The 12,477-nt window shown below is 71.5% G+C and carries 10 protein-coding genes; 4 read left to right on the top strand and 6 right to left on the bottom strand.

Annotated elements, in window-relative coordinates; translation table 11 throughout:
- Positions 1-17 precede the first annotated feature (17 nt).
- Positions 18-1,349, top strand: coding sequence for a 4-aminobutyrate--2-oxoglutarate transaminase (gabT, locus tag EAH86_RS17450; protein ID WP_140743104.1), 1,332 nt, complete (start codon positions 18-20; stop codon positions 1,347-1,349).
- A 269-nt stretch (positions 1,350-1,618) separates the two neighbouring features.
- On the top strand, positions 1,619-2,053 hold the full coding sequence (locus EAH86_RS17445) for a GNAT family N-acetyltransferase (protein WP_206665873.1): 435 nt from the start codon (positions 1,619-1,621) through the stop codon (positions 2,051-2,053).
- On the opposite strand, the gene EAH86_RS17440 is transcribed toward EAH86_RS17445, so the two are convergent.
- Both EAH86_RS17440 and EAH86_RS17435 read right to left on the bottom strand, forming a co-directional pair.
- The gene (locus EAH86_RS17440) at positions 2,046-4,199 is read right to left on the bottom strand and encodes an alpha/beta hydrolase (protein WP_140743100.1); all 2,154 of its coding nucleotides are present in this window, start codon (positions 4,197-4,199) and stop codon (positions 2,046-2,048) included. The genes EAH86_RS17445 and EAH86_RS17440 overlap by 8 nt on opposite strands.
- 28 nt (positions 4,200-4,227) lie before the next feature.
- Positions 4,228-5,307, bottom strand: a complete 1,080-nt coding sequence (locus EAH86_RS17435) for a class I SAM-dependent methyltransferase (protein WP_140743098.1) — start codon at positions 5,305-5,307, stop codon at positions 4,228-4,230.
- Between the two features lie 153 nt (positions 5,308-5,460).
- On the opposite strand from EAH86_RS17435, the gene EAH86_RS17430 reads away from it, so the two are divergent.
- Positions 5,461-8,187, top strand: a complete 2,727-nt coding sequence (locus EAH86_RS17430) for a LuxR C-terminal-related transcriptional regulator (RefSeq protein ID WP_140743096.1) — start codon at positions 5,461-5,463, stop codon at positions 8,185-8,187.
- Positions 8,188-8,200: 13 nt separating this feature from the next.
- Here the strand turns inward: EAH86_RS17430 and EAH86_RS17425 are convergent, their stop codons facing one another.
- From EAH86_RS17425 to EAH86_RS17415, 3 genes are all read right to left on the bottom strand, one after another.
- Positions 8,201-8,683, bottom strand: coding sequence for a hypothetical protein (locus EAH86_RS17425; protein WP_140743094.1), 483 nt, complete (start codon positions 8,681-8,683; stop codon positions 8,201-8,203).
- Positions 8,684-8,800: 117 nt separating this feature from the next.
- A complete protein-coding gene (locus EAH86_RS17420) occupies positions 8,801-9,565 on the bottom strand; it encodes a 3-hydroxyacyl-CoA dehydrogenase (RefSeq protein WP_140743092.1) in 765 nt (254 codons plus the stop codon).
- Positions 9,566-9,571: 6 nt separating this feature from the next.
- On the bottom strand, positions 9,572-10,765 hold the full coding sequence (locus EAH86_RS17415) for an acyl-CoA dehydrogenase family protein (RefSeq protein WP_140743090.1): 1,194 nt from the start codon (positions 10,763-10,765) through the stop codon (positions 9,572-9,574).
- A gap of 101 nt (positions 10,766-10,866) precedes the next feature.
- On the opposite strand from EAH86_RS17415, the gene EAH86_RS17410 reads away from it, so the two are divergent.
- Positions 10,867-11,616 carry a DUF5995 family protein gene (locus EAH86_RS17410; protein WP_140743088.1) on the top strand — a complete coding sequence of 250 codons (750 nt, stop codon included), beginning with the start codon at positions 10,867-10,869 and terminating at the stop codon, positions 11,614-11,616.
- A 7-nt stretch (positions 11,617-11,623) separates the two neighbouring features.
- On the opposite strand, the gene EAH86_RS17405 is transcribed toward EAH86_RS17410, so the two are convergent.
- Positions 11,624-12,439 (bottom strand): SGNH/GDSL hydrolase family protein, encoded by an 816-nt coding sequence (locus EAH86_RS17405; RefSeq protein WP_277752349.1) that lies wholly within the window; start codon positions 12,437-12,439, stop codon positions 11,624-11,626.
- Positions 12,440-12,477 lie beyond the last annotated feature (38 nt).

Genomic DNA, 12,477 nt, shown 5'->3' with positions numbered 1-12,477 from the left:
GGTCGTATGCTCGGCGCATGCTCGAGCAGAAGCGCATCCTCGCCACCAGCATCCCCGGCCCCAAGAGCCAGGCCCTCCAGCAACGCAAGCTCGCCGCGGTGTCAGCCGGCGTCGGCACCGGGTTGCCCGTCTACATCGAGCAGGCGGCGGGCGGGATCCTGCGCGACGTCGACGGCAACCAGCTCATCGACTTCGGCTCCGGCATCGCGGTGACCACGGTCGGCAACGGCAACCAGCGCGTCATCGACGCGGTCACGAAGCAGATCAACGACTTCACCCACACCTGCTTCATGGTGACCCCCTACGAGGAGTACCTCGAGGTGGCCGAGGTGCTGGCCGAGGTGACACCCGGCACGCACGAAAAGCGTTCTGCCCTCTTCAACTCCGGCTCCGAGGCGGTCGAGAACGCCGTCAAGGTGGCCCGCCACTTCACCGGCCGCCAGGGCGTCGTGGCGTTCGACCACGCGTACCACGGTCGGACCAACCTGACCATGGGCCTGACCGCCAAGAACATGCCCTACAAGCACCGGTTCGGGCCGTTCGCGAGCGAGATCTACCGCGTGCCGATGGCCTACCCCTACCGCTGGCCGACGGGCCCGGAGAACTGCGCAGACGAGGCGTTCGCCGAGTTCGTCGACCTCGTGCACTCGCAGGTGGGGGAGGACAACACGGCGGCCGTCATCCTCGAGCCGATCCAGGGCGAAGGCGGTTTCATCGTGCCGGCGCCGGGCTTCATGAAGAAGGTCTCCGACTGGTGCACCGAGCAGGGCATCCTGTTCATCGCCGACGAGGTGCAGACCGGGTTCTGCCGCACTGGGGACTGGTTCGCCTCCGACCACGAGGACGTCGTCCCCGACCTCATCACGACTGCCAAGGGCATCGCCGGTGGCATGCCGCTCGCGGCGCTCACCGGTCGCGCCGACGTCATGGACGCGATCCACGTCGGCGGCCTCGGTGGGACCTACGGCGGCAACCCGGTGGCCTGCGCGAGCGCGCTGGCCGCCATCGAGACGATGAAGGTCGACGACCTGGCCGGACGGGCGCGGGCCGTCGAGGCACTGTTCCGGCCGAGGCTGGAGGCGCTCGCCGACAAGTACGACGTGATCGGCGAGATCCGGGGCCGTGGGGCGATGCTGGCCGTCGAGCTGGTCAGCGACCTGCAGCACAAGACGCCCGATGCCGACCTCACCGGCCGGATCAACAAGGCTTGCCACGCCGCCGGTCTGGTGACGCTGACCTGTGGCACCTTCGGCAACGTGTTCCGGTTCCTGCCGCCGCTGTCGGCGGGCGACGACCTGTTGTCGGAGGGCCTCGACATCCTCGAAGACGCGTTCGTCCAGTCCGTCTGACGGGGCCTTAGCCGCGCCACCTGCGGGCGGCCCACCCGAGACGTCGTTTCAGTGTTTACCTGGCTGACGCGTGTCGGTTACCGGCCGGGCCGGGTTCCCCTGTTACAAAAGGTGAGACCCGGCCAAGTATGAGTTGGCCGGGTCTCGTGTCTCCCGAAGGAGACTGGCCTCCCGAAGGAGGTCCGCTGATCTTGACCCATTCCGGCCGCCTCGCGCAAGAGGTCGGCCGGTTCCCATCTCCGGCTACGACCGGTGGCAGCATGGCAGCCATGTTCAGGCGGGCGACGGGCAGCGACGCGGTGGGGTTGAGGGACCTCGAGAAGGCCGCGAACCTCGTCGCCCTGGCCCACGTCTTTCCTCCGGAGCAGCACCCGTACCCGGACCAGCTCGTCCTCGACCGGTGGCGCGAGGTGCTCGCCGACCCCGACGTCACGACGCTGGTCAGCGAGGACGACGAGGGGCTGACGGCGTTCGCCGCGTTCGACGAGGACACCCTGCTGCACCTTGCCGTCAGGACCAACCAGTGGGCGTCGGGACTGGCCAGGACGCTGATGGCCGAGGTTCCCTCGACCCGGCTGTGGTGCCTCGCGGAGAACCATCGGGCGCGCCGGTTCTACGAACGGCTGGGCTGGCGGCCCACCGGCAAGGAGGAGCCCGAGACCTTCGTCCCGTTCCCTGTGCGGCTGGAGTACGAGCTCAGATGAGCTCCGCGATCAGGCCTGCGGCCCTTGCGGCGCCGTCGTCCTCCACGGGTCGGTAGTCCACGGCCTTGCCGAGGTTCGCGACGATCGCAGCGGCCAGGCCGTCCGGGTCAGCTGCCTCCTCGTAGGGCAGGTGCGACCCAGCGCGGTACCGCTCCAGCCGGTGCCGCACGTGGAAGTTCTGCTCGAAGTGGTTGCGCAGCGGGACGTAGAGGAACGGGGTACGGCTCGCGGTCAGCTCCATGCACGTGGTGAGGCCGCCCTGGACGACCGCGAGATCTGCTGCTGCGAGGTGCTGGTAGAGGTCGGGCACCATGCCGCGCACCGTCACGCCCCGTCGTCGGGGCAGGACCTCTCGGTCGATGCGCGGCCCGGTCACGACGAGGAACCGCAGTTCCGGGACCTGCCGCCGCGCCAGCGGCACGGCGTCGAGAACGCGCCTGAGCAGGGGCGCACCCACCCCGGAACCACCCACGGTGACCACGCAGACCGGCGCGTCCGCGGCATACCCGAGATCGGTGCGGAGCCGGTCGCGGTCGGCGACCTCCGTCTGGTCGAAACCGGTGACGTAGCCGGCGAAGTCGAAGTTCGCCTCGGTCCACTCGCGGATTCCCGGCAGGCCCGGCCCGAAGGAGTCGGGCACCACGTCGCCGGGTGACCCGACGAAGATCGAGCGGTCGCGCACCCACCGGTGCCGCGCCCGGTGCTCCAGCATCTCCGCGTTGTAGTCGGCGGTGAGCGCGGCTTCGGCGGCACCGCCCTCGGGCATCGGCAGCCAGCCCACGAAGTCGGTCATCCACACGAAGGGGAACCGCTTGAGCTCGGGGTTCTCGTGCAGGAAGTAGTCCAGGTCCCAGGCTTCGTCACCGATGACGAGGTCGTACTGCTCGCCGCGGACGACGTCGTCGAAGACCATGAAGTTCTGGACCAGGACCTCGTCCATCCGCCGGATCGCCTGGAAGGCGTGCAGGTCGTGCTCGCCCGCGTCGTGCTCGATGTGGGACGACTCGTTGGCCAGCCAGGCCGACGCGGGGTGGACGCGCTCGCCGGCCCGCTCGAGCACCGTGGTCACAGGATGCTGGGCCAGCCAGGAGATCTCGAGGTCGGGGTGGCGCTTGCGCAGCTCGTCGGCGATGGCGAGGTCGCGGCGGGCGTGACCCAGCCCGATGGGGGAGGACAGGTAGAGCGCGCGCCGCCTGCGCCGCCCGGACCGCGTCCAGGTGGGGCGGACCGCGGCCACGGTCGCCGCTGGAGAGCCGTCGCACCGTTCGGCGAAGTCGCGGATGAGGTGGTTCACGACCACGGGGTGGCGGGCCGACGGCCCGTGGCCAGCGCCCTCGAGCAGCACGACCGACCCACCGGTCAGCTCCGCGATGCGCTGGCTGACCGCGGCGGGTGAGATCGCGTCCTGGGTGCCGTGGACCAGGAGGACAGGGCAGCTGACGCGAGCACAGACCTCCTCGATCGGTGTCACCTCGATGCCGTCGAAGCCGTGCATGCCCGAGCTCGCGTCGGCAACGGCCTGCGGCGTGGTCTCGAGCGCCCAGCCGACGGCGTCCTGGATCTGCTTGGTGGAATGGGGTTCGCTGAACATCTGGCCGAAGAAGAACTCCAGGAAGTCGCCGTAGCCGCCCTCCAACCAGTACTGGCGGTTGTGCTTCGCCCATCCCTCGGTGCTCGTTGAGGGACCGTCCCATTCGACGACGTCGCGCCCTGTCCGCGGGATGTCCACGTTGGTCGACCCGCCGAGGCCGACGAGCCCCGCCACGCGGTCGGGGTGCCCGGCAGCCAGGTGCAGGCCCCATGTGAGCCCCCACGACACCCCCACCACGACGGCCCGCGCGGTGTCGGTGGCGTCGAGGACGGCCAGGGCGTCGGCGGCATACACCTCGTCGGTGTAGGCCGCCGCGCCCACCGGCCGGTCGGACCGGCCGTTCCCCCGCCCGTCGAAGGTGACCACGCGGAAATGCCTTGCCAGGTAACCGATCTGGGCCTTCCAGAAGCGGGAGTGCACCACCGTCCAGGTCGGCATGAGCAAGACGGTGGTGCTTCCCCCGCCATAGACCGCGTAGTCGAGCGTGACGCCGTCGCGGGTGACGGTGCCCGTGCTGTCCGGCTCGGTCGCCGGTGCCTGCGGGTGTGGTCCCATCGGTTCAGTCTGCTCCCCTGCGACCGGGTCAGGGTCGGACTTCGAGGACCCGGTTGAAGGGCGTCTGGGCCACCGAGGCGAACCTCGAGAACCCGCTCGTCGTCACCACGTCGCGGATCCTGGCCGGTCCGGCCTGGGTGCCCAGCGCCAGCCCGACGTCCTGGGCCAGCGACGACGGCGTGCACAGCAGCGTGGAGAAGCCGTAGTAGGCCCGGCCCACCGGGTTGAGGTTGTCACTGACCGTGTCGCCGGCCATCGGCTCGACCACCATCCAGGTGCCGTCGGGCGCGATCGCCTGGTGCACGTGCTTGGCCGCGCCGACGGGGTCACCCATGTCGTGGAGGGCGTCGAAGGTCGTGACGAGGTCGAACTCCGTGCCGGTGAAGGCGGTCGCCGAGGCAACCTCGAACGTCACCCGGTCAGCGACGCCCGCATCCTGCGCACGCTGCCGGGCCGCCGCGATCGAGGCCTCGTGGTAGTCGGAGCCGACGAACGTCGAGTTCGGGAAGGCCTGCGCCATGATGATCGTCGAGGCGCCGTAGCCGCAGCCGATGTCGGCCACCCGGGCGCCGCGCTCGAGCTTGGCGACCACGCCGTCGAGGGCCGGGAGCCACTCGCCGACCAGGTGCGCGTTGTACATCGTGCGGAAGAACCGCTCGCAGCCGTCGTGGACGTCCCCGGTGTGCTCGTGCCAGCCCACGCCCGCCTGGTTGCGAGCGGCCTGCAGGACGCTGTCCGTGTCGTGGGTGGTGCCCAGCGCGATCTGGAAGAACCCGGGCAGGTATGCCGGGCTGCTGGGGTCAGTGAGCGCCGCCGCCTGCTCGGGCGGCAGCGTGTAGTGCCCCGTGGTCGCGTCGTACTCGACGTAGCCCCCGGCGGCCTGGGCGTTGAGCCACTCCCGTGCGTAGTGCTCGTCGGTGCTGGTGTCCTGGGCGAGCCGCGACGCGGTGGTCGGGCCGGAGTCGGCCATCGCCTGGTAGTAACCGAGCTTGTCGCCCATCACCACCAGCGCGGTGTTGAGGGTGGCGCCGACCTCGTCGACAGCCTTGAAGACGAAAGCCATCAGCTTGTCGACGTCGAGGGCGGGAGCCTCGTGGATGGTGGTCATTTGGTGGTGTCCTTTGCGTCGTGCGGGTCCATCCGGGCGCGTCCTGCCCGCGCCGCGGTGGTGCTGTCCTGCGAGACGCTAGGTCCGGGGGCGGGGTGGTCGAATCCGGTGACCCCCCTAGTCATCTCGCAGTGATCTGGTCACACTGACGAGGTGCTCGTGGGGCGCGAGGTTGAGCAGCGGGTCATCGAGCAGCTGCTTGCCGGTGCCCGGGTCGGGGACAGCGGTGTGCTGGTCATCTCGGGTGACCCCGGCATCGGCAAGACGGGGCTGCTCGCCCATACTCGTGCCCGGGCCACCGCGATGCGGGTCCTTTCAGCTCGTGGGGTCGAGGCCGAGCGCGAGGTCACCTTCGGCGGGCTGCACCAGGTCTGCGCCCCGCTGCTGCCCCTGCTGGACGAGCTCCCCGGCCCACAGGCGGAGGCGCTCGCCGTCGCGCTCGCGGTGCGCAGCGGCCCCACGCCCGCGCGGTTCGCCGTAGGCGCGGCGGTGCTGGGCCTGCTGACCCGAGCGGCCGACGAGGCCCCACTTGCCGTCGTGATCGACGACGGGCACCTGTTCGACGAGTCCTCCGCGCAGGCGCTCGCCTTCGCGGCCAGGCGGATGGTCAGTGACCGGATCGCGGTCGTCGTCGCGCTGCGTCCCGACCACGAGTCGGCCTTCGCAAGCCTGCCCACCCTGCACCTGGGCCCGCTGACGGTGGAAGGCGCCCGCACCCTGCTCGAGAGCGCAGGGCCGGAGCGCTGGACGCAGGCCCGGCTCGCCCGCTTCCACGAGGCCACCGGGGGCAACCCCCTGGCGATCCTCGACCTGGCCGGTGAGGCCGAACGGCTCGCAGCGGCCCCACCCGACACCCCGGTCGCGCTCACCGGAACCTTGCTCGCGGCATACTCCCGCAAGGCGCTCGCGCTGTCGCCGGAGGCGGGCTCGGCCCTGCTCCTCGCGGCCACCGACAACCACGACCTCGCAGCCCTGGCTCGCGCCTGCCAGGCGGCCGGGGTCGGTCTGGCCGCCCTTGAGGAGGCCGAGGCGGCGGGCCTGGTGCGGCTGACCGACAGCGCCGTCGAGTTCCGCCACCCGCTGGTCCGTGCCGCCGTCTACGGGGAGGCCGGCGCGGGTGCGCGACGGGAGGCGCACCGCCTGCTGGCAGCAGCGGTGGAGCCCGGCGAGGTGGACCGCCGCGCGTGGCACCTGGCCGAGGCTGCCGTCGGGCCCGACGACGCCGCAGCAGCGCTGCTCGACGCCGCCGCAGAGGACGCCGGCCGCAGGGGGGCCAACGCCGTGGCCTCGGCGCAGCTGGTCAGGTCCGCCGCGCACACGGCCGATGCGGGGCTGCGCGGCGCACGCCTCCTGAGGGCCGGTGAGCAGGCGTGGCTGGCCGGCGCCACCGACCACGCCACCGGGCTGCTGCGACAGTCGCTGGCCCTGGCAGCGACGCCGTTGGACCGCGCACTCGCGCTGGGCCGGCTGGGATCCATCGAGGTTCGCTGCGGCTCACTGGAAAAGGCCAGGGACCTGCTGTTCGCCGCGGCTGCGGATGCGGCACCCCACGACCCCGATGCGGCAGCCGTGCTGCTCGCCGATGCCGTGGAGGCATGCTTCTACCTGTGCGACTTGGCCTCGGCTCTGCGCGCGGCCGAGCAGTTGACCAGCCTGACCGGGCCGCTGGCGTCACTGACGGCACGCCGCGTCGGGCGAATGGCGGCAGGGTTCGCCCTTGTCCTCGGTGGGCGAGCCGACCGCGGCGCCGACCTCATCAGGTCAGCGATGGCCGAACCTCCAGACGCCGGTGCCGAGAGCGACCAGTGGCGGTTCCGGTGGGCGTTGCTGGGTCCGATGTTCCTGCGCGAGGCCGGGGAGGCCAGGGCCGCCATGGGCGACGCAGTGCGGACCATCCGGACCGTCGCGGCGGTAGGCATGCTGCCCTTCTTGCTGACCCTGATCGCCCGTGACCACGCAGGGTCTGACGGGTGGGCGGATGCCGAAGCCGGCTACGTCGAGGCGATCCGGCTCGCCCAGGAGACGGGGCACGACACCGACCTGGCGCTGGCCAACGCGGGCTTGGCGTGGCTGCTCGCCCGCCAGGGTCGCGCAGACGAATCCGTGCTCCACGGCGCGGAGGCGGTGCGGCTCGGCACGCTGCACTCGGCCCAGCTGGCGATGGTGTGGGCGGCGTTCGCGGCGGCCGACCTCGAGGCCGCCACCGGACGCCCCGAGGCGGCCAAGGAGGCGTACCAGGCGCTGGCCGACCAGCTCGCGCAGCTGGGGGTGACCGACCCGGACCTCTCGCCGGGACCTGAGCTGGTCGAGTGCTTCCGGCAGCTCGGCGAGCCGGGAGAGGCCATGACGATCGCCGACGACTTCCTCGCCGCCGCACGGGCGAAGGGGCAGCCCTGGGCGCTGGCCCGTGCCCACCGGGCGCTGGGCGTGGCCCACGGGCTCGCGAACGGGGAGGCCGACTTCCTCGAGGCGATGCGCCTGCACGCGCTGACCCCCGACCCCTTCGAGTCGGCCCGGACCAGGCTGGCCTACGGGTCGGTCCTGCGTCGGTCCCGCCGGCGGGTCGACGCCCGCATCCCGCTGCGGGAGGCCCTCGTCACGTTCGAGCACCTTGGCGCCGCCCCGTGGGCCGACCGCGCAGCAGTCGAGCTGGAGGCGACGGGCGAGACGGCGCAGCGTCGCGGGGTGGGGGTGATCGCGGCGTTGACGCCCCAGGAGCGCCAGATCGCCACCTTGCTGGCCCAGGGCCGCACCAGCCGGGAGGCCGCGGTGGCGTTGTTCCTCAGCCCGAAGACCGTGGAGTACCACCTGCGCCACGTCTACATCAAGCTCGGGATCCACTCACGCGAGGACCTCGCGAGGGTGCTCGCCGAGGGTTAAGCGGGCCCTTCGGTTAGGTCTGGAGGGTCGAGCAGTCGACCTCGACCGCCGAGCCCTCGTATGCCGCGAAGATGGCGATGGCGACCACGGCCGCGCTCGCCGCGATGACGATCGTCACGACCCGAGCGCGAGCCAGGACGACCTGCTGGACCTGGGTCAGCGGCCGCCCCTGACGGACCGCCCGTGCTCGCCAGAAGGCCACGCCGAGGATCGGTGCAATCACCAGCAGGACGACGAACGTCTGTCTGACCATCGCGTAGGCCTCGTCACGCGGCCGTCCCGCGAGACCCACGAGGCTGATGACGAGGGGGGCGATGCTGATCAGGATGAGCAGTCGGCCTGACCAGGTGCGGGCCTGGAGGCCGGAAACAGGGTCGGGACGCACCACGAGCACCACGGCGAGCACGGTGGCCATCACGGCCACCCCAGCGGCCGACAGACCCCAGCCGAACCACGCCTCCGGAGCCGTGGTCTGGAAGCACCGCTCGTCGCCCACCCGGCACCCCCATCCACCCCTGCACGGGAACGATGAGCCCCGCGCGCGGCGGTGCGAGTGTGGCACGGGCGCTGCCACCCATGGTGGCTATTGCCGGGGTCTCGCCCGGTGAGCCGCTCAGCGCGGGGGCATCCGCAGGGCGCCGTCGAGCCGGATGACCTCGCCGTTGAGCATGCCGTTGTCGACTATGTGGCGCACGAGGTTGGCGTACTCGTCGGGGTTGCCGAGTCGTGAGGGATGCGGGACCTGGGCCTCCAGGACAGCCGTCGCCTCAGGCGGTAGGCCAGCGAGCATCGGCGTCATGAACGTCCCCGGTGCGACGGTCATGACGCGAATTCCCTTGTCTGCCAGGTCGCGAGCGGCGCTCAGGGTGAGGCCGACGACGCCACCCTTGCTCGCGGCATACGCGGCCTGTCCGATCTGTCCGTCGTAGGCGGCGATCGACGCAGTCATGACGATGACACCGCGGTCGGCGTCGACGGGTTCGTTCTCGAGCATCGCCGCCGCGGCGAGCCGGAGCACGTTGAAGGTGCCGATCAGGTTGATGTTGATGACGTTGGCGAACTGCTCGAGCGGCAGCGGTCCGCGCTTGCCGACCACGCGGCCGGGAGTGCCGACACCCGCGCAGTTGACGACGATCCGCAGCGTGCCGAGCTCGCCTGCCACGTCGATCGCGGCCTGGACCTGCGCCTCGTCGCGCACGTCGGTGGCGACGAACCGCGCCCGGTCACCGAGCTCCTCGGCCAGCGCCTCGCCGGGGGAGGAGGGGAGGTCGAGGATGACGACGGCGGCACCATCGGCGTGCAGGCGGCGCACCGTGGCGCCGCCGAGCCCGGAGGCCCCGCCGGTGACGAGGGCGACGGTGGAATCGGTGATCTTCAAGGGGTTTCAGCCTTTCAGGAGCTGGCGGCTGATGACGAGCCGCTGGATCTGGTTGGTGCCCTCGAAGATCTGGGTCACCTTGGCCTCGCGCATGTAGCGCTCGAGGGGGAAGTCCTGGGTGTAGCCGGCGCCGCCGAGCACCTGGACCGCGTCGGTCGTGACGCGCATCGCGTTGTCGGTGCAGACCAGCTTGGCGACGGCCGCCTCCTTGGTGAACGGGCGGCCGGCGTCGTGCAGGCGGGCGGCGTGGAGGTAGGCCGCGCGGGCCGACGTCACGCCGGCCTCCATGTCGGCGAGCAGGAACGCCAAGCCCTGGTTGTCGCCGATCGGGCGCCCGAACTGCTCGCGCTCCTTGGCGTAGGCGACAGCCTGGTCGAGGGCTGTCTGCGCCAAACCCGTTGCGGCTGCGGCGATTCCGAGGCGCCCGGTGTCGAGAGCCGAGAGGGCGAGCGTCATGCCCTGCCCGGGCCCTCCGATCAGCCGGTCGGCCGACACCTCGACCCCCTCGAAGTGCACCTCGCTCACGGTGTCGCAGTGCAGCCCCATCTTCTTCTCCGGCGCGCCGAAGGCGATGCCTTCGGCATCACCAGGCACGACGAAGCAGGACAGCCCGCGGGCGCCGTCGTCGGAGGTGCGGACGAAGCTCGTGTAGAAGTCCGCATGCCCTGCATGCGAGATCCACGCCTTCGTCCCCTTGAGCGTGTATGCCGTGGGGTCGGCTGCCCCGCGCTGAGCGCGGGGACCCCGGTCGTCCGGCGTCGCCCGGGCGCTCATCGAGGCGACGTCCGAACCGGAGTTGCGCTCGGAGAGGCAGTAGGCGCCGAGCTGGTCGCCGCTCAGCATCGCGGGAAGGAGGGCGGCCTTCTGCGCATCGGTCCCGAAGTTCGCCACGGGGTAGCACGTGAGGGAGTGGACCGAGACGCCGATGGCGACGCTCATCCAGGCGGAGGCGATCTCCTCGACCACCTGGAGGTAGACCTCGTAGGGCTGGCCGCCACCGCCGAACTCCTCGGGGTAGGGCAGCGACAGCAGACCGGCGCGACCGAGGGTGCGGAAGGCGTCTCGGGGCAGGGCCGGGGCCGTCGCGGCGGCCCGCTCGGCCTCGTCGACCTTGGGGCGGAGCTCCTTGTCGCAGATCTCGCGCGTCAGGTCGATGAGGTCGTAACCCTCCTCAGAGGGCATGAGCCGGGTTGCTGGCATGCGCCAAGGGTAGTTGTAGGACGTCCTAGTACCTGAATCGCGCAGGTCAGCCGCGGCGGAGCCATGGACGCCGTGGTCACCGCGGCCCTACCGTCGTCGTTGTGGGGTGGTTCGGCTCTGTCGTCCGACGGGTGCGCAAGGTCCTCGCGCCGACCCGCCCGATCGCCGTGCCGCCCGGCCAGGCAGCCAGCGTCCCGGAGGTGGTCGAGCGGCTGCGCCGGGTGGGTGCCGGCCTCGGGCCTGGGGACGGGGTGGGCCACTTCAACGCGGTGTACCTCCTCGTCACCGAGCGGGTCGGTGACCGGCTGGCTGCCCACGCGTTCGTGAACCCGGCCTTCCTCGAGCGCCTCGACGTGGTGTTCGCGGGGCTGTACCTCGAGGCGGTGGAGGCGTCTGACGACGGTCGTAGCAAGGCGTGGACCCCGCTCTTCGAGAGCCGTGCCGCGACCGGCCTGCTCCCGGTGCAGTTCGCCGTCGCGGGGATGAACGCCCACATCAACCACGACCTCCCGATCGCCACGGTCCGCACCTGCCGCCAGCTCGGGCTCTCGCCCAGCAGTCCCGGGGTCCAGCACGACTACCTGACGATCAACGCCGTGCTCGCCGAGGTCCATGAGGAGGTTCGCCAGTCGCTGCTCGACGAGACCGAGCGACGGCTCGACCACGAGATCTCCCCGGTCCTCAACCTGGTCGGCTCCTGGAGCGTCAGCCGGGCCCGCGACGCGGCCTGGCAGCAGGCCCTGGTCCTCTGGGAGCTGCAGTCCAGCCCGACCCTGACCCGCACCTACCTCGACTCGCTCGCGAGCAGCGTGGGTCTGGTGTCGCGCCAGCTGCTCGTCGCGCTCGCCTGATCGCTGGCTAGGCCGTCCCGCGGTCCAGCGGGGTGAGATCGGGCCGCTTGGCCTGCACGGTGTCGCCGCTGGACTGGCCCTTGAGGCGGCGCTGCACCCAGGGCGCCAGGTGGGTCTTGGCCCACTCGGCGTTGGCCGCGGCAGCCTGGCGTCGCGCGACCGGCGGTGCGGGCGGCAGCGGCGTCGACCAGTCGGCGCGGTCGGTGTCGTGCCCGAGTGCGGAGAGCGCGTTGAGCGCCACCCGCCGGTGCCCCTCGGTCGTCATGTGGATCCGGTCCTCGGACCACAGCCGGAAGTCCTGCAGCGCCTTCATGCCCCACTGGTTGATGACGTAGGCCCCGTGCTGCTGGGCGATGCTGAACAGGTTGGCCGAGTGGATCGCGTGGCGGCCGCGCAGGTGGCGCAGCACCGGCGCACCCACCGGGTCGGTCGGTGTCGCCAGCAGCACGTCGGCTCCGGCCTCGCGGAGCCGCACGACCGCGGCCTCCAGCCGGGAGGCGATCGCGTCGAGGTCGGCCTTCGGTCGCAGGATGTCGTTGCCGCCGCCGACCATCGAGACGAGGTCCGGACCGAGCGCGATGGCCGCCTCCAGCTGGGGCCCGATGACGTCGGCCAGCAGGCGTCCGCGCACGGCGAGGTTGGCGTACGCGAAGTCGCCACCCGCCTCGTGGGCGATGTCGGCCAGGTGCCCGGCGAGCCGGTCGGCCCAGCCCACATAGGAGTTCGCTCGCTGCGGGTCGGCGTCCGACATCCCCTCGGTGAACGAGTCGCCGATCGCGACGTAGCGGTGCCACACCTTGCCGCTCTCCGGCAGGTGGGTCAGGTTCTCTGCGTCGCTCGCCCCAGTGGCGCCGGCGCCGT

It is taken from the genome of Pedococcus bigeumensis (assembly GCF_006438965.1).
Taxonomy (GTDB): Bacteria; Actinomycetota; Actinomycetes; order Actinomycetales; family Dermatophilaceae; genus Pedococcus; species Pedococcus bigeumensis_A.
The sequence above is the reverse complement of the archived record's forward strand: the minus strand, read 5'-3'. Positions and strand labels throughout refer to the sequence as shown.

Bases quoted from the DNA above. Each gene is read 5' to 3' on its own strand.
- EAH86_RS17440 (WP_140743100.1), bottom strand. From the start codon at position 4,199: ATGGGACCACACCCGCAGGCACCGGCGACCGAGCCGGACAGCACGGGC.
- EAH86_RS17445 (WP_206665873.1), top strand. From the start codon at position 1,619: ATGTTCAGGCGGGCGACGGGCAGCGACGCGGTGGGGTTGAGGGACCTC.
- EAH86_RS17415 (WP_140743090.1), bottom strand. From the start codon at position 10,765: ATGCCAGCAACCCGGCTCATGCCCTCTGAGGAGGGTTACGACCTCATC.
- EAH86_RS17435 (WP_140743098.1), bottom strand. From the start codon at position 5,307: ATGACCACCATCCACGAGGCTCCCGCCCTCGACGTCGACAAGCTGATG.
- gabT (WP_140743104.1), top strand. From the start codon at position 18: ATGCTCGAGCAGAAGCGCATCCTCGCCACCAGCATCCCCGGCCCCAAG.